At 70.4% G+C, this 16,195-nt stretch carries 14 protein-coding genes; 6 read left to right on the forward strand and 8 right to left on the reverse strand.

Features of this window, described 5'->3' with window-relative positions:
- Positions 1–61 precede the first annotated feature (61 nt).
- Positions 62–2,644: an FHA domain-containing protein gene (locus tag ACFWY6_RS22350; RefSeq protein ID WP_384693064.1), complete on the reverse strand. Its 2,583-nt coding sequence runs from the start codon at positions 2,642–2,644 to the stop codon at positions 62–64.
- 275 nt (positions 2,645–2,919) lie between these two features.
- Between ACFWY6_RS22350 and ACFWY6_RS22355 the strand changes: the two genes are divergently transcribed.
- Positions 2,920–4,596: a streptophobe family protein gene (locus ACFWY6_RS22355; protein WP_384693067.1), complete on the forward strand. Its 1,677-nt coding sequence runs from the start codon at positions 2,920–2,922 to the stop codon at positions 4,594–4,596.
- A 385-nt stretch (positions 4,597–4,981) separates the two neighbouring features.
- The gene (gene serB / locus ACFWY6_RS22360) at positions 4,982–6,202 is read left to right on the forward strand and encodes a phosphoserine phosphatase SerB (RefSeq protein ID WP_266868552.1); all 1,221 of its coding nucleotides are present in this window, start codon (positions 4,982–4,984) and stop codon (positions 6,200–6,202) included.
- A gap of 78 nt (positions 6,203–6,280) precedes the next feature.
- Here serB and ACFWY6_RS22365 read toward each other — a convergent pair whose 3' ends face one another.
- The 4 genes from ACFWY6_RS22365 to ACFWY6_RS22380 form a co-directional block, all read right to left on the reverse strand.
- Positions 6,281–6,799 (reverse strand): SixA phosphatase family protein, encoded by a 519-nt coding sequence (locus tag ACFWY6_RS22365; protein ID WP_384693070.1) that lies wholly within the window; start codon positions 6,797–6,799, stop codon positions 6,281–6,283.
- An 88-nt stretch (positions 6,800–6,887) separates the two neighbouring features.
- A complete protein-coding gene (locus tag ACFWY6_RS22370) occupies positions 6,888–7,112 on the reverse strand; it encodes a hypothetical protein (protein WP_384693091.1) in 225 nt (74 codons plus the stop codon).
- 168 nt (positions 7,113–7,280) lie between these two features.
- Positions 7,281–7,397, reverse strand: a complete 117-nt coding sequence (locus ACFWY6_RS22375) for an SGM_5486 family transporter-associated protein (protein WP_107102012.1) — start codon at positions 7,395–7,397, stop codon at positions 7,281–7,283.
- 61 nt (positions 7,398–7,458) lie between these two features.
- A complete protein-coding gene (locus ACFWY6_RS22380) occupies positions 7,459–8,823 on the reverse strand; it encodes a CynX/NimT family MFS transporter (RefSeq protein WP_384693073.1) in 1,365 nt (454 codons plus the stop codon).
- A 133-nt stretch (positions 8,824–8,956) separates the two neighbouring features.
- Here ACFWY6_RS22380 and ACFWY6_RS22385 point away from each other — a divergent pair, with 133 nt between their 5' ends.
- Positions 8,957–9,652 carry a FadR/GntR family transcriptional regulator gene (locus ACFWY6_RS22385; protein WP_266868545.1) on the forward strand — a complete coding sequence of 232 codons (696 nt, stop codon included), beginning with the start codon at positions 8,957–8,959 and terminating at the stop codon, positions 9,650–9,652.
- A gap of 27 nt (positions 9,653–9,679) precedes the next feature.
- On the opposite strand, the gene ACFWY6_RS22390 is transcribed toward ACFWY6_RS22385, so the two are convergent.
- From ACFWY6_RS22390 to fabG, 3 genes are all read right to left on the reverse strand, one after another.
- Positions 9,680–10,015 (reverse strand): hypothetical protein, encoded by a 336-nt coding sequence (locus ACFWY6_RS22390; protein WP_384693078.1) that lies wholly within the window; start codon positions 10,013–10,015, stop codon positions 9,680–9,682.
- Between the two features lie 144 nt (positions 10,016–10,159).
- Positions 10,160–10,927, reverse strand: a complete 768-nt coding sequence (gene fabI, locus ACFWY6_RS22395) for an enoyl-ACP reductase FabI (protein WP_266868541.1) — start codon at positions 10,925–10,927, stop codon at positions 10,160–10,162.
- Between the two features lie 5 nt (positions 10,928–10,932).
- Positions 10,933–11,652: a 3-oxoacyl-[acyl-carrier-protein] reductase gene (gene fabG / locus ACFWY6_RS22400; protein ID WP_384693081.1), complete on the reverse strand. Its 720-nt coding sequence runs from the start codon at positions 11,650–11,652 to the stop codon at positions 10,933–10,935.
- Between the two features lie 187 nt (positions 11,653–11,839).
- Here fabG and ACFWY6_RS22405 point away from each other — a divergent pair, with 187 nt between their 5' ends.
- From ACFWY6_RS22405 to tyrS, 3 genes are all read left to right on the forward strand, one after another.
- Entirely contained in the window at positions 11,840–13,363 is a 1,524-nt protein-coding gene (locus tag ACFWY6_RS22405) for a TldD/PmbA family protein (protein WP_384693084.1), read from the forward strand.
- Positions 13,360–14,760: a metallopeptidase TldD-related protein gene (locus tag ACFWY6_RS22410; RefSeq protein ID WP_384693087.1), complete on the forward strand. Its 1,401-nt coding sequence runs from the start codon at positions 13,360–13,362 to the stop codon at positions 14,758–14,760. The genes ACFWY6_RS22405 and ACFWY6_RS22410 overlap by 4 nt, the downstream gene beginning before the upstream one ends.
- A gap of 65 nt (positions 14,761–14,825) precedes the next feature.
- Positions 14,826–16,094, forward strand: coding sequence for a tyrosine--tRNA ligase (gene tyrS, locus ACFWY6_RS22415; RefSeq protein WP_266868534.1), 1,269 nt, complete (start codon positions 14,826–14,828; stop codon positions 16,092–16,094).
- Positions 16,095–16,195 lie beyond the last annotated feature (101 nt).

The raw sequence follows: 16,195 nt of genomic DNA on the forward strand, positions 1-16,195 counted from the left end.
CCCCAGGGGGTGCCGCCCTTCTCCGTATGTCCGCGGGGCGAGAGGCCCGCGCGTCACGCGCTTACTTGCGCATGACCTCCGGCTCGTGGCGGCGCAGCAGTCGCGCGACCGCGAAGCCGCAGGCGATGCCGATCAGGAGCAGGATCGTGATGTTCAGACCCCACTGCCCGGCCGAGTGCTCCCACAGCGGGTCGAGATCCGTGGGGTTCTTCGGGTCCCACGGCGGCATCAGGTGCGCGAGGTCCAGCGTGGAGCCCGCACCGGCGATGGCCCAGCGCGACGGCATCAGCCAGGCGAACTGCTCAAGGCCCGGCGAGCCGTAGACCTGGAAGAGCACGCCGGTGAAGACGACCTGGACGATCGCGAACATCACCAGGAGCGGCATGGTCTTCTCGGCGGTCTTCACCAGCGAGGAGATGACCAGGCCGAACATCATCGAGGTGAAGCCCAGGGCGATGATGACCAGGCAGATCTCGACGGCCGGGGGCATGATCAGGCCCTCTTCCGGCATGTCGCGCGTCGCGAAGCCGATGCCGCAGATGATGACGCCCTGGAAGGCCGTGATCACGCCGAGCACGATGACCTTGGACATCAGGTACGCCGAGCGGGACAGGCCGGTGGCCCGTTCCCGTTCGTAGATGACCCGTTCCTTGATCAGCTCACGTACGGAGTTGGCCGCGCCCGAGAAGCACATGCCGACCGCGAGGATCAGCATGATCGTGCCCGCGTCGCCGTTGAACTTCGACGGCGGCTTGGGCGGGCCGAGCCCGAAGTCGGCCGGAATGACGACACTGACGATGCCGAGGACCGCGGGCAGGATCACCATCAGGCCGAGGAAGCCCTTGTCGGAGGCGATCACCGCGGAGTAGCGGCGGATCAGCGTCCACAGCTGCGAACCCCAGCCCTGCGGCTTGGGCGGCCGGACCGCCTGCGGCGGCGGCATCTGTACGGACTGCGCGGCGACGGCGTCGATGTCCGCGGCGTACATCTGGTAGTGCTGCGAGCCCTTCCAGCGGCCCGCCCAGTCGTAGTCGCGGTAGTTCTCGAACGCCGAGAAGACGTCGGCCCAGGTGGTGTAGCCGAAGAAGTTGAGCGCTTCCTCCGGCGGACCGAAGTAGGCGACCGAACCGCCCGGCGCCATCACCAGGAGCTTGTCACAGATCGCCAGCTCGGCGACCGAGTGCGTGACGACGAGGACCGTACGGCCGTCGTCGGCGAGGCCGCGCAGGAGCTGCATGACGTCGCGGTCCATGCCCGGGTCGAGGCCGGAGGTCGGCTCGTCCAGGAAGATCAGCGACGGCTTGGTGAGCAGCTCGAGGGCCACCGAGACGCGCTTGCGCTGGCCACCGGAGAGGGAGGTGACCTTCTTCTCCTTGTGGATGTCCAGCTTGAGCTCGCGCAGGACCTCGTCGATACGGGCCTCGCGCTCGGCCTCCGCGGTGTCACCGGGGAAGCGGAGCTTGGCCGCGTACTTGAGGGCCTTCTTGACGGTCAGCTCCTTGTGCAGGATGTCGTCCTGCGGGACCAGACCGATGCGCTGGCGCAGCTCGGCGAACTGCTTGTAGAGGTTCCGGTTGTCGTAGAGGACGTCGCCCTGGTTGGCGGGCCGGTAGCCGGTGAGCGCCTTGAGCAGGGTGGACTTGCCGGAGCCGGAGGGGCCGATGACCGCGATGAGCGACTTCTCCGGGACGCCGAAGGAGACGTCCTTGAGGATCTGCTTGCCGCCGTCGACCGTCACCGTCAGGTGGCGGGCGGAGAAGGAGACCTCACCGGTGTCGACGAACTCCTCGAGGCGGTCACCGACGAGACGGAAGGTCGAGTGACCGACGCTGACGATGTCGTTCGGGCCGATGAGGGCCGAGCCCGACTTCGCGACCGGCTGGCCGTTGACGTACGTGCCGTTGTGCGAGCCGAGATCGTGGATCTCGAAGCGGCCGTCCGGAGTGGCCGTGAACTCGGCGTGGTGCCGCGAGACCTGCAGGTCGGAGACGACCAGCTCGTTCTCCAGGGCACGACCGATGCGCATCTTGCGGCCGAGCGAGAGCTGGTGGAACGTCGTCGGGCTGCGGTCGCCGTAGACCGGCGGGGCCCCCGCGACGCCGCCGGAACCGGGGGGCTGCTGCGCGTAGCCACCCTGCTGCGGGGGCACGTGCGGCTGCTGCTGCTGCGGCTGGTGCTGGTGCTGCTGAGGCTGCTGTTGCTGCCAGCCCTGCTGCTGGGGTGCCTGCTGGTGCGGAGCCTGCTGCTGGGCGGCCCAGCCGGGTGCCTCCTGCTGGGGCGCCTGCTGCGGCGCGGCCTGCTGCTGGGCGTGCTGCTGCGGTGCGGAGACGGCGGCAGCGGCGGCGCCCGAGGCGCTGCCGGACACGTTGAGCCGCGGACCGTCGGTCGCGTTGCCGAGGTGCACGGCCGAGCCCGGGCCGATTTCCATCTGGTGGATCCGCTGGCCCTGCACAAAGGTGCCGTTGGTGCTGCCGTGGTCCTCAATGACCCAACTGCGGCCGCTCCAGCTGATCGTGGCATGACGCCAGGACACTCTGGCGTCGTCAAGCGAGAGATCTCCCTGCGGATCACGTCCGAGGGTGTACGACCTGGACGGATCGAGCGTCCAGGTCCTTCCATTCAATTCCAGTACGAGTTCCGGCACTCCAGCCCCACTGAGTTGTCCCCCGAGCTAGCCCCCATCGATGGGGAGTCTAGGGATGTCGAACATCGGGAGGAACTATTTCAGGCGGAGGCCTCTGACCGAAAGTCGGGCCTTGTGAAGACTGCGTACGGGCCTCTGTGGTTGCCCCGTTGACGGGGCAGAAATCCGCCCGGAGAGTAGTAACAGCCCATCAGTGCATACGGATCATGCGCATTGCGCACATCTCGCATGAACGGGGCATCGCCGTGTGAGGCAGCGCAAGTCAGGGGGGCCTGATGGAGACCGGCGCCAAAGGAGTCGACGGCCGGGGTGTGCGGTGGGGCGACGTATTGCTCTCCGCGATCGCCGCGGTCAGCTGGGCCCTGATCGGCATGGCCGGCACGGCGGCCTTGGGGCTCCATCTGCTCGGCGCGGACGCCGTCGCGTCGCTCGGGCCGATGACGGCGGCGGTGGTGGCCCTTGGCGCGGGCGGTTCGGTCACGCCGTCCGGCGATGTGTCGGCGTTCGGCCTCGAAGGCGCGGAGGCGACCACCGCGATCGACATCGCGCCACTGGGCGTCGGGCTCGCGGGCGCGCTCCTCCTCGCGTACTTCTTCCTGCGTTCCTTACGTACGGCGGGAGTCACCATCACGCCCGCCGAACTGGCCGCGCGCGTGGGCTCGGTGGTCGCCCTGTTCCTCGCGATGCTCGCGGGGCTCGCCTGGGCCGGTCACGACATCATCACGATCGACGGCGAGCAGCTGGGCATCGACAAGGGAATCGACAAAGGGATCGATCAACTCCCCGACGACATCACCGACAAACTGCCCGACGGTCTCGGCGACATCGGCGGTCTGCTGCCCGACCGGCTCGGCGATCTCGCCCAGGCGAAGGCGGCCGTCGGCTTCACCGTGGACACCGGACCGACGCTGCTCGGGGGCGCGGTGTGGGTGATCGGTGTGCTCGTGATCGCGCTGCTCGCCTCGCGGCGCACGCCGCTGCCGCGCGGGTGGGACGTCGTGCACCGGGTGGTGCGGCCCGCCGTGTCCGCGCTGGTCACGGTGGTGCTCGTGGCGGTGCTCGCCGGCCTTGCGGCGGCCCTGTACGCGATGGTCGGCGACGCCCATCCGAAGCGGATCGCGGGTGCCGCGCTGCTCGGGGCGCCGAACGGGGTGTGGCTCGGGGTGCCCATCGGGCTCTTCGTGCCGTGGGACGGCGAGGCCACGGGTGAGCTGGCGAAGCTCCTTCCCGACCCGCTGGACGATCTCCTGACGGGGTCGGGGGCCTCGGGGAACGAGGCGGTGACGCTGGGGCGGCTCGCCGAGCTTGACGGGCGGGTGTGGCTGCTCGGCGTTGCGGCGGCGCTGATGATGCTGTTCGCGGGGGTGCTTGCCGCCGTGCGTTCGCCCTTCGTACGTGGCGAGGTGGGCGCTCTGCGGTTCGCCGCGGGATGTGCGGTGCGGCTGGGGGTCGTGACGGCGGTGGCGCTCCCGCTGATGGTGTGGCTGACCGGGGTGTCCGCCGATGCCTCGCTCTCCGTCCTCGGCTTCGACGCGTTCGGGGCGGGGATCGAGCTGCATGGGCAGCTGGGGGTGGCGTTGCTGCTCGGGGTGGCGTGGGGGGCGGGGGCGGGGGCGGTGGGGGCGCTGCTTGCCGTGGCCACGGGGGCTGCGGGTGGGCGGGTGTCTCCTCTGGCCGAAGTGGCTGCTGCCGGGGCGACGTCCGAAGTGTTGGCTGGGGCTGGGGCTGGGGCTTCGGGGCCGTACAGCCCCGGTGCGCCGCACCGGCCACCGAATCCGGACACCAATCCGTACCTGCGGCCGCCGAAGGATGTGTACAGCGCGCCGACGGTGGTGGGGCCGATAGCGCCGCCGCCACCATCCCCGAAGCCGCGGCCCCGCCCTTCGGGCAACGGTGACTGGCCTCCGCCACCGCCGCCTCCTCCTCCGCCGCCGGGTCCGCGGAGGGGGTGACGGCACCCGGCAGCTTGGGCGTTGTGCCCACCCGTTCCGCCGTGCGGAACGCCTGCCCACAACGGGGACGGACGGCCGGAATACCCACGCACGACGGGGACGGGCGGAAGGCCCACGCACAACTGGGACGGGCGGAACACCCGCCCGCCTGGGGCAATGGCCCCCCACAACGGGAAATCCCACCCGCAGGAGGCGGCGGCCCACCCCTCCATCAAGGCGGCCACCGACCCGCCCGCCCCGGCACCGCCGGGTAATCGGGTGGGTGGGCGGGAAAAATCCGTCGCGAAGCGGCGGGACAGGTCACCCCGCCCACCCGCAGCCGGAACGTCCGGCACGCGGACCACCCCCGCAGCCGGCCGCGGCCTGCGGATACGGTGGGAACACCATGAGCGCTTCGCAGCCCCAAGAGACCTCCCCCGCCGACACCCCGACGCTCCTCGTCAAGATCTTCGGCAAGGACCGCCCGGGCATCACCGCCGGCCTCTTCGACACCCTCGCCGCCTACTCCGTCGACGTCGTCGACATCGAGCAGGTCGTCACCCGCGGCCGCATAGTGCTGTGCGCGCTCGTGACCGCGCCGCCGCCCGGCCTGGAAGGCGACCTGCGGTCCACCGTGCACAGCTGGGCCGACTCCCTGAAGATGCAGGCCGAGATCATCTCGGGCATCGGCGACAACCGCCCGCGCGGCCTCGGCCGTTCCCACGTGACGGTGCTCGGGCACCCCCTCACGGCGGAGTCGACCGCCGAGATCGCCGCCAGCATCACCGCGACCGGCGGCAACATCGACCGCATCTTCCGGCTCGCCAAGTACCCGGTCACCGCAGTGGAGTTCGCCGTGTCCGGCACGGAGACCGAACCGCTGCGCACCGCCCTCGCCCTGGCGGCGGCGAAGCTCGGCGTGGACGTCGCCGTCGTGGCCGCGGGCCTGCACCGCCGCGCCCAGCGGCTGGTCGTGATGGACGTCGACTCGACCCTCATCCAGGACGAGGTGATCGAGCTCTTCGCGGCGCACGCGGGCTGCGAGGACAAGGTCGCCGAGGTGACTGCCGCCGCGATGGCCGGAGAGCTTGACTTCGAGCAGTCGCTGCACGCCCGCGTGGAGCTGCTCGCCGGGCTCGACGCCTCGGTCGTCGACAAGGTCCGCTCCGAGGTCCGCCTCACCCCCGGCGCCCGCACCCTCATCCGTACGCTGAAGCGCCTCGGCTACCAAGTGGGCGTCGTATCCGGCGGGTTCACCCAGGTCACGGATGATCTGAAGGAACGTCTCGGCCTCGACTTCGCGCAGGCCAACACCCTGGAGATCGTCGACGGCAAGCTCACCGGCAAGGTGACCGGGGAGATCGTGGACCGCGCGGGCAAGGCCCGGCTGCTTCGCCGCTTCGCCATGGAGGCCGGGGTCCCGCTGGAGCAGACCGTCGCGATCGGCGACGGCGCCAACGACCTCGACATGCTGAACGCGGCCGGTCTCGGCGTCGCCTTCAACGCCAAGCCCGTCGTCCGCGAGGCCGCGCACACCGCGGTGAACGTCCCCTTCCTCGACACCGTGCTCTATCTCCTCGGCGTCACCCGCGAAGAGGTGGAGGCGGCGGACACGCACGCCGACTGACGGCGCCCGCACCTCACGTACGAAGAAGGGCCCTGTACCGCTGCGGTACCGGGCCCTTCTTCGTACGGAGAGTGAGGGTCACTCGGAAGGCGCCCAGTAGTCGACGAGCGTGCCGACCCCCGGCTCCAGGGCCTTCCACGAGCCGGAGTACGTCAGGACGGCGTAGGCCGACGTCGGGAAGCCGCGGCGGTTCATCCGCACCTGGGCATCGCCCTCGGCGTCCCCGGCAAGGATGTCGGCGAGGCCCTGGACTCCGGGGTTGTGGCCGATCAGGACGACGTTCTGCACGTCGTCCGGGGTTTCGTTGAGCACGGCGATCAGCTCGCCCGGAGAAGCTTCGTACAGCCGGTCCTCGTAGACCGTCTTGGGCCTATGGGGCAGCTCGTGGACGGCGAGCTTCCATGTCTCGCGGGTCCTGGCCGCGGTCGAGCAGAGGGCCAGATCGAACGGGATGCCGCTGTCGGCGAGCTTGCGCCCGGCGACGGGGGCATCCTTGCGGCCTCGCTCCGCGAGCGGCCGGTCGTGGTCGGACACCTGCGGCCAATCGGCCTTCGCATGCCGGAAAAGGACAATCCTGCGGGGTTCTGCGACGCTCATGCATCCCAGCTTCGCATGAAACGCGCGGCCGGGCGCAGGGAGTTGAGGCGCTCCCCCGGCACGGGTGACGGCGCCTGCCGGGGGCGGGTCACGGCGTCGCGCCGAAGAACGTCTCCTGGACGCGCTCGAGCAGATGGGTGACCACCGGGTCGCCGCTCGCCGCGTGCGCGTCGGCCGGGTTCAGTATCAGCAGGAGCAGTGCCGCGAAGGCGATGGCCGGGAGGGCGATGGCCCACCAGGGAAGCTGGATCTCCACGCTCGCTGAGTCCTTGGGGGCTCCCAGTTCGCGCCGGGTGTGCGAGCGGGCCGACATGCCGCCTCCGTGGTCTTCGAGTGCTCCGTGCCGCGTCTTCGCGGCCACATCTCGAAACTACGGACTCGGCGACCCTCAGCACATCCGGTGATCCACCCACTTGACCCTGACACTGACCCCCTAGGGGATGGTGGGGCTAGCCCCACCATCCGCCCCGCCGGGGGCAGTTCACGGCGAGGCGACGGAGGCGACGATCCCGATGATGACGGTGATGGCCAGCATCGCGCCGAGCACGATGAGCAGTTTCTTCTGGCCGTTCTGGGGGTTCGGGTCAAGCACTGGCATACGACGAGTCTCGCACCCTTTGTCCGGGCGGACGTCGGCGGGGTCGCACCGCCCCTCCGGATCAGGCCGCCGCGGCGACCTCGTCCTCGACCGTGCGGTTGCGGCCCGCCAGGATGCCCACCACGATCTGGGGCACCATCAGGGCGGCCATGAGCACGATCGGCAGCTCCCAGCCGCCGCTGTGCTGGTAGAGGACGCCCACCAGGAGCGGGCCCGGGATCGAGATCAGATAGCCCGTGCTCTGGGCGAAGGCCGAGAGCTTGGCGACGCCCACGCTGCTCTTGGCCCGCATCCCGACCATCGTCAGGGCCAGCGGGAAGGAGCAGTTGGACACGCCGAGCAGCAGCGCCCAGACCCACGCGCCGCCCGCCGGGGCGAGGTAGAGACCCGCGTACCCGGCGAGACCGCACGCGCCGAGGACCATCACCACGGGCCCCTGGTTGGGCAGCCGCGTCGCGACCCGGGGGATGACGAAGGCCAGCGGCACGCCCATCGCCATGGTGACGGCGAGCAGCACGCCCGCCTCCCCGGCCGGAACGCCCGCGTCACGGAAGATCTGCGGCATCCAGCCCATCGTGATGTACGCGGCGGTGGCCTGGAGTCCGAAGAAGCAGGCGAGCGCCCAAGCCGTACGGCTCCGGGTGATGCGCAGACCGGCGTCCTCGCGCTGCACGGCGGCCGAGACGTGCTCGGCGGAGGCGGAGGCCGAAGCGAGGGCCGAGGCGGAATCGCCCGCGCCCCGGTCGCGCACGAGCACCACCCACGGCACGACGGCGACGACCGCGAGCACCGCCCACACGGCGAGCCCGGTCCGCCAACTGCCGCCCAGCGCATCGGTCATGGGCACCGTGACGGCGGCCGCCATCGACGTACCGAGTGCGAGCGCCATCGAGTACAGGCCGGTCATCGAGCCGACCTTCTCGGGGAACCAGCGCTTGACGATCACCGGCATCAGGACGTTGCTGACCGCGATGCCCATGAGGGCGAGCGCGGTCGCGGCGAGGAAGCCGGCCGTGCCGCCCAGGAAGGGGCGGATCGCGAGGCCGGACGCGATCGCGACCATGCCCGCGCACACCACCGCGCCGGGGCCGAAGCGGCGGGCCAGGCGCGGGGCCATCACGCCGAAGATCGCGAAGCAGAGCGGCGGGACGGAGGTGAGCAGGCCGGCGAGCGTGCCGCTCATGCCGAGCCCGTCGCGCACCTCTTCCAGGAGGGAGCCGAGGCTGGTGATGGCCGGGCGGAGGTTGAGCGCCGCGAGGACGATGCCGACGACGACGAGACGCGTCGCCCACGCGCGCGTGGCGGGCTGTTTCGCCGCCGCGTCGCGCAGCGCGCCGCCCGTCGCCCCGTCCGTCGCGTCGGTGCGTATCGGTGCCTGCGTCCGCGTCTGCGCAGCCGTCATCGTCCTGGTTTCCTCACTGGCCATGGAGCCATCATAGAATCATGGGATGATTGGCTGTCCAATCCGATTCCGTCACAGCACCCGTAATCTCTGGCACACACACCGCCCGTGACCTCGGCCCTCAGGCCGCCCGTCATCCCGCGTACGAAGGAACGTCATGCCGCTGACCACCCCTCGCCGCTCAGCGCTCTCCGAGCAGGTCATCGCCGAGCTGCGCAATCAGATCTCCTCCGGAGAGTGGCCGGTGGGCTCCCGCATCCCCACCGAGCCCGAACTGGTCGAGCAGCTGGGCGTGGCCCGCAACACCGTCCGGGAGGCCGTCCGCGCCCTCGCGCACAACGGCCTCCTCGACATCCGGCAGGGCTCGGGCACCTATGTGGTCGCGACGAGCGAGCTCGCCGGCGTCATGCAGCGCAGGTTCGCCGACGCGGAGCCCCGGCACATCGCGGAGCTGCGCAGCACCCTGGAGTCGAGCGCGGCGAGGCTGGCCGCGCAGCGGCGCACGGAGCGCGACCTCAAGCAGCTCGACGCCCTGCTGGAGCGCCGTGAGCAGGCCTGGGCGTCCGGCGACGCGGAGGCGTTCGTGACGGCCGACGCGACCTTCCACCTGGCCGTCGTGGCCGCGTCCCACAACGACGTGATGATGGCGATGTACGCGGACCTGGGCGAGGTCCTGCGGGACTGGCTGCGCGAGGACGTCGGCAAGGAGCTGACCCCCGAGAGCCACATGGACCACGCCCGGCTCGTCGAGGCGATCCGCGAGCACGACGAGGAGGCCGCGGCGAAGGAGGCCGCCGGCTACCCGTTCATGTGCCGCCCGGAGCGGTTGAACACCCCCCGCGACCCCGCCTGAGTCTGAGTCTGAGTCTGGCCCTGCCCTTCACCTCTGGTGGCTGACCCAGACCGACCGGATCTCCTTCCAGCACCGGCCGGTGAGCCGCACGGTCGTGGCGGGCCCCACCTCGACCAGGACGCCGTCGCTGTCGATGTCCCACCACCGGTCGCACTCCACGTGCAGCCGGATCCGGTCGGTCTCGGGGTACGGGTTGTGGCAGTACGCGACGGCGTCCGAACCCTCGACGCTGGTGCGGCACTCCGCGCCGAACGGCCGGGGCTCGACCGCCTGCACGCGCGCGTGGGGGTGCTTCGCCTCTCCGACGGCATGCGACGCGGCGCCGTACGGCAGGGCGATCAGCAGGGTGAGAGCGGCGAGCACCGCAGGAGGTGACGGGCGCACACTTCAGGGTGCGCCGCCCCGCCCGGCCGCCGCCCGGCCGGTGGGCCGAACGGGTGACGCCCCGCTCCCCGCACAGAGCGGGAAACGGGGCGTCGAGAACGTACGAAAGACCTGATCAGAAGGTCAGGCACCCATCATGTGCACGCCGCCGTCGACGTGGATGATCTCGCCCGTCGTCTTCGGGAAGAAGTCCGAGAGCAGCGCGACGATGCCGCGGCCCGCGGGCTCCGGGTCGGCCATGTCCCACGCCAGCGGGGAGCGGGTGTTCCACACCTCGGCCAGCTCGCCGAAGCCCGGAATGGACTTCGCGGCCATCGAGCCGATCGGGCCCGCCGAGATGAGGTTGCAGCGGATGTTGTCCTTGCCGAGGTCACGCCCGAGGTAGCGCGAGGTGGCCTCGAGGGCGGCCTTGGCCGGGCCCATCCAGTCGTACTGCGGCCAGGCGAACTGCGCGTCGAAGGTGAGGCCGACGATCGAGGCGCCGTCGTTCATCAGCGGGCGGCAGGCCATGGCGAGCGACTTCAGGGAGAACGCCGAGACGTGCATGGCCGTCGAGACGGACTCGAAGGGCGTGTTCAGGAAGTTGCCGCCGAGCGCGTCCTGCGGCGCGAAGCCGATGGAGTGGACGACTCCGTCCAGGCTGCCGAGCTCCTCGCGGACGACGCCCTCCAGGCGGTCCAGGTGCTCCTGGTTGGTCACGTCGAGCTCGATGACCTTGGCCGGCTTGGGCAGCTTCTTGGCGATGCGCTCGGTGAGCGTGGGGCGCGGGAAGGCGGTGAGGATGACCTCGGCGCCCTGCTCCTGCGCGACCTTGGCCGCGTGGAACGCGATGGAGGACTCCATCAGCACGCCCGTGATCAGGATCTTCTTGCCGTCGAGAATTCCGCTCATGGTGATCAGTGACCCATGCCCAATCCGCCGTCAACGGGGATGACGGCTCCAGTGATGTACGAGGCGTCGTCCGAGGCGAGGAACTTCACCGCGGCGGCTACTTCCTCGGGCTGCGCGTAACGGTTGAGCGGTACCTGCGCCATGATGCTCGCACGCTGCTCGTCCGTCAGCGCCTTGGTCATGTCGGTGTCGACAAACCCGGGCGCCACGACGTTGAAAGTGAGATTGCGCGACCCGAGCTCGCGGGCGAGCGAGCGCGCGAAGCCGACCAGACCGGCCTTCGAGGCGGCGTAGTTCGCCTGCCCGGGGCCGCCCATCAGGCCGACGACCGAGGAGATCAGGACGACACGGCCCTTCTTGGCGCGCAGCATGCCGCGGTTGGCGCGCTTCACGACACGGAAGGTGCCGGTGAGGTTGGTGTCGAGTACGGACGTGAAGTCCTCCTCGGACATGCGCATGAGGAGCTGGTCCTTGGTGATCCCGGCGTTGGCGACCAGGACCTCCACCGCACCGTGCTTCTCCTCGATCTCCTTGTAGGCCTGCTCCACCTGCTCCGCGTCGGTGATGTCGCACTTGACGGCGAGGACACCGAGCTCCGCGAGTACCTGGGGCGGCTCACCCGAGCGGCAGGTGATCGCGACCTTGTCACCGGCGTCGGCGAAGGCGCGGGCGATGGCGAGGCCGATGCCCCGGTTTCCTCCGGTGACGAGAACCGAGCGGCTCAACGGATCACCCTTTCGATAGCTGTCTGGTACCTCGAAAACCTATCGGTACGGTGCTCCATACGGAGAATCGGCGACCGACAGTGGCGTAGGGGACTCGCTGTCGGATCCCTACAGAAAACTGTGGCCCACGGGCCCATACGCGCGACATGATCTGAGCTGACCGGTGCCGACAGCAGGGAGACATTCCGTGCCTCATTCCATCGATGCAGCCTTCACGGCGCTGCCGCTGCGGGCCCTCGCGGACGCCGCGCTGGCCCGCGCGCGTGCCCTGGGCGCCGACCATGCGGACTTCCGCCTGGAGCGGGTGCGCAGCGCGTCCTGGCGGCTGCGGGACGCCAAGCCGTCCGGCTCCTCGGACACCACGGACCTCGGCTATGCGGTCCGTGTCGTGCACGGCGGGACCTGGGGGTTCGCATCGGGCGTCGATCTGACGATGGACGCGGCGGCGAAGGTCGCGTCCCAGGCCGTGGCGATGGCGAAGCTGTCGGCCCAGGTGATCAAGGCGGCGGGCTCCGACGAGCGCGTCGAGCTCGCGGGTGAGCCCGTGCACGCGGACAAGACGTGGATCTCCTCGTACGAGATCGACCCCTTCTCCGTGCCGGACGAGGAGAAGAGCGGGCTGCTCGCCGAGTGGAGCTCGCGGCTGCTCGCCGCCGACGGGGTCTCGCACGTGGACGCCTCGCTGCTCACGGTGCACGAGAACAAGTTCTACGCGGACACGGCGGGGACGGTGACCACGCAGCAGCGGGTGCGCCTGCACCCGCAGTTGACCGCGGTCGCCGTGGACGAGACGAGCGGCGAGTTCGACTCGATGCGGACGATCGCGCCGCCGGTCGGCCGCGGCTGGGAGTACCTGACCGGGACCGGCTGGGACTGGGACGCGGAACTCGCGCGCATCCCGGAGCACCTCGCCGAGAAGATGCGGGCGCCGAGCGTGCAGGCGGGCTCGTACGACCTGATCGTCGACCCGTCGAACCTCTGGCTGACGATCCACGAGTCCATCGGCCACGCCACCGAGCTCGACCGCGCGCTCGGCTACGAGGCGGCGTACGCGGGCACCTCCTTCGCCACCTTCGACCAGCTCGGCAAGCTCGCCTACGGCTCGTCGCTGATGAACGTGACGGGCGACAGGACCGCCGAGCACGGCCTGGCCACCATCGGGTACGACGACGAGGGCGTGGCCGCGCAGTCCTGGGACCTGGTGAAGGACGGCACGCTGGTCGGCTACCAGCTGGACCGCCGCATCGCGAGGCTCACCGGCTTCGAGCGCTCCAACGGCTGCGCCTACGCGGACTCCCCCGGGCACGTGCCGGTGCAGCGGATGGCGAACGTGTCGCTGCAGCCGGATCCGGGCGGGCTCTCGACCGAGGATCTGATCGCGGGGGTCGACCGCGGCATTTATGTCGTTGGTGACCGTTCATGGTCAATTGACATGCAAAGGTATAACTTCCAGTTCACCGGGCAACGCTTCTATCGCATCGAGAACGGCCGCATCACCGGCCAGTTGCGCGATGTCGCGTACCAGGCGACGACCACCGACTTCTGGGGTTCGATGGCGGCGGTCGGCGGTCCGCAGACCTATGTCCTCGGGGGCGCGTTCAATTGCGGCAAGGCCCAGCCGGGACAGGTCGCCGCGGTCTCGCACGGCTGCCCGTCCGCCCTGTTCCGGGGCGTGAACATCCTCAACACCACCCAGGAGGCGGGGCGATGAGCTCGTCGAGTCGCAGCACCAAGCCGCACGAGATCGTCGAGCGCGCCCTCGAACTGTCCACCGCCGACGGCTGCGTCGTGATCGCCGACGAGGAGTCGACGGCGAATCTGCGCTGGGCGGGCAACGCCCTGACCACCAACGGCGTCACCCGCGGCCGCACCCTCACCGTCATCGCGACCGTCGACGGCAAGGAAGGCACCGCGTCCGGAGTCGTCTCGCGCTCGGCCGTGACCGCGGACGATCTGGAGCCGCTGGTGCGCGCCGCCGAGCATGCCGCGCGCGGGGCCGGGCCCGCCGAGGACGCACAGCCGCTGGTGACCGGTGGCGAGGAGTCCGCGGACTTCAGGGACGCCCCCGCCGAGACCTCGTCCGCGGTCTTCGCCGACTTCGCCCCCGCGCTCGGCGAGGCCTTCGCCCGGGCCCGCGCGGGCGGGCGCGAGCTGTACGGCTTCGCGAACCACGAGCTCGTATCGAGCTATCTCGGTACGTCGACGGGGCTGCGGCTGCGGCACGACCAGCCCAATGGGACGCTTGAACTCAACGCCAAGAGCCCGGACCGGACCAAGTCGGCGTGGGCCGGGCGGGCCACCCGGGACTTCAAGGACGTCGATCCGGCAGCGCTCGACGCGGAGCTCGCGCAGCGCCTGGGGTGGGCCAAGCGGCACATCGATCTGCCGGCGGGCCGGTACGAGACGCTGCTTCCGCCGACCGCCGTCGCCGACCTGCTGATCTACCAGCTGTGGTCGGCATCGGCCCGGGACGCGGCCGAGGGCCGCACTGTGTTCTCCAAGCCGGGCGGCGGCACCCGCGTCGGCGACCGTCTCGCCGAGCTGCCGCTGACCCTGCGCAGCGACCCGAACGAGCCGGGCCTGGAGTCCGCCCCGTTCGTGCTCGCGCACGCGTCCGGCGGCGACTCGTCGGTCTTCGACAACGGGCTTCCGCTGGCCGCCACCGACTGGGTGCGCGCGGGCGAGCTGACGCATCTGACGAGCACCCGGCACAGCGCGGCCCTGACCGGGCTTCCGGTCGCACCGGCCATCGACAACCTCGTCCTCGACGGCGGCTCCGACCGCTCGCTCCAGGAGATGGTCGCGAGCACCGAGCGGGGCCTGCTGCTCACCTGCCTCTGGTACATCCGCGAGGTCGACCCGGCGACGCTGCTCCTCACCGGGCTCACCCGGGACGGCGTCTATCTCGTCGAGAACGGGGAGGTCGTGGGCGAGGTGAACAACTTCCGGTTCAACGAGTCTCCTGTGGACCTGTTGTCGCGGGCCGCCGAGGCCGGGCGCACGGAAAAGACGCTGCCCAGGGAGTGGGGCGACTGGTTCACTAGGGCTGCGATGCCCGCCCTGCGCATCCCCGACTTCAACATGAGCTCGGTCAGCCAGGGCGTGTGACGCCCATAGACTGACGCGTAAGAGTGACGCGTACCCATTCGAACCTTTCAAGGAGACACAGGACCGTGACGGACATCGTCGACGAGCTGAAGTGGCGGGGCCTTTTCTCCCTGTCCACTGACGAAGATGCACTGCGCAAGTCGCTCGCGGACGGTCCCGTCACGTTCTATTGCGGCTTCGACCCGACCGCGGCGAGCCTGCACGTGGGCCACCTCGTGCAGGTCCTCACCCTGCGCCGGCTCCAGCAGGCGGGGCACCGTCCGCTCGCCCTGGTCGGCGGCGCGACGGGGCAGATCGGTGACCCCCGGCCGACCGCCGAGCGCACCCTGAACGACCCCGAGACGGTCGCGAACTGGGTGGGCAGGCTGCGCACCCAGATCGAGCCGTTCCTGTCCTTCGAGGGCGAGAACGCCGCGACGATGGTCAACAACCTGGACTGGACGGCGGGCCTCTCCGCCATCGAGTTCCTGCGCGACATCGGCAAGCACTTCCGGGTGAACAAGATGCTCACCAAGGAATCGGTCGCCCGTCGTCTGGAGTCCCAGGAGGGCATCTCCTACACGGAGTTCAGCTACCAGCTCCTGCAGGGCATGGACTTCCTGGAGCTCTACCGGCGGTACGGCTGCACGCTGCAGACCGGCGGCAGCGACCAGTGGGGCAACCTCACGGCGGGCATCGACCTGATCCACCGCCTGGAGCCGGACGCCACGGTGCACGCCATGGGCACGCCGCTGATGGTCAAGGCGGACGGCACCAAGTTCGGCAAGACCGAGGGCGGCGCCGTCTGGCTCGACCCGGAGATGACGACGCCGTACGCGTTCTACCAGTTCTGGCTGAACGTGGACGACCGGGACATCTCGACGTACATGCGGATCCTGTCCTTCAAGCCCCGCGAGGAGCTCGAGGAGATCGAGAAGCAGACCGAGGAGCGTCCGCAGGCGCGCGCCGCGCAGCGCGCGCTCGCCGAGGAGCTGACGGCGCTGGTGCACGGCGCCGACCAGTGCGCCGCAGTCATCGCCGCGTCCAAGGCGCTCTTCGGCCAGGGCGACCTGGGCGAGCTGGACGAGGCGACGCTGGGCGCCGCGCTCTCGGAGCTGCCGCGCGTCGAGGTCGCCGAGCTCGGCCCGGTGGTGGACCTCTTCGCGGAGGTCGGCCTGGTGGCCAGCAAGTCCGCGGCCCGGCGCACGGTCAAGGAGGGCGGTGCCTACGTGAACAACGTGAAGGTCGCCGCCGAGGACGCCGTGCCGTCCCGCGACGAGCTGCTGCACGGTCGCTGGCTGGTGCTTCGCCGGGGCAAGAAGAACCTGGCGGCGGTCGAGGTCACGGCCGGCTGACCCGCTGAACCGTACGCATGCCGAAGGGGGCCGTGCGCGTGGTCCGGCCCCATCGGCATGCGGCGGGGGAGGGTACCACCGGCGCGGCAGGGGGCCGAAGG

It is taken from the genome of Streptomyces sp. NPDC059037 (assembly GCF_042740015.1).
GTDB lineage: Bacteria > Actinomycetota > Actinomycetes > Streptomycetales > Streptomycetaceae > Streptomyces.

Excerpts from the sequence above, each read along its gene's own strand:
- ACFWY6_RS22355 (WP_384693067.1), top strand. The coding sequence starts at position 2,920 with ATGGAGACCGGCGCCAAAGGAGTCGACGGCCGGGGTGTGCGGTGGGGC.
- serB (WP_266868552.1), top strand. The coding sequence starts at position 4,982 with ATGAGCGCTTCGCAGCCCCAAGAGACCTCCCCCGCCGACACCCCGACG.
- ACFWY6_RS22365 (WP_384693070.1), bottom strand. The coding sequence starts at position 6,799 with ATGAGCGTCGCAGAACCCCGCAGGATTGTCCTTTTCCGGCATGCGAAG.
- ACFWY6_RS22370 (WP_384693091.1), bottom strand. The coding sequence starts at position 7,112 with ATGTCGGCCCGCTCGCACACCCGGCGCGAACTGGGAGCCCCCAAGGAC.
- ACFWY6_RS22375 (WP_107102012.1), bottom strand. The coding sequence starts at position 7,397 with ATGCCAGTGCTTGACCCGAACCCCCAGAACGGCCAGAAGAAACTGCTC.
- ACFWY6_RS22380 (WP_384693073.1), bottom strand. The coding sequence starts at position 8,823 with ATGGCCAGTGAGGAAACCAGGACGATGACGGCTGCGCAGACGCGGACG.
- ACFWY6_RS22385 (WP_266868545.1), top strand. The coding sequence starts at position 8,957 with ATGCCGCTGACCACCCCTCGCCGCTCAGCGCTCTCCGAGCAGGTCATC.
- fabI (WP_266868541.1), bottom strand. The coding sequence starts at position 10,927 with ATGAGCGGAATTCTCGACGGCAAGAAGATCCTGATCACGGGCGTGCTG.
- ACFWY6_RS22410 (WP_384693087.1), top strand. The coding sequence starts at position 13,360 with ATGAGCTCGTCGAGTCGCAGCACCAAGCCGCACGAGATCGTCGAGCGC.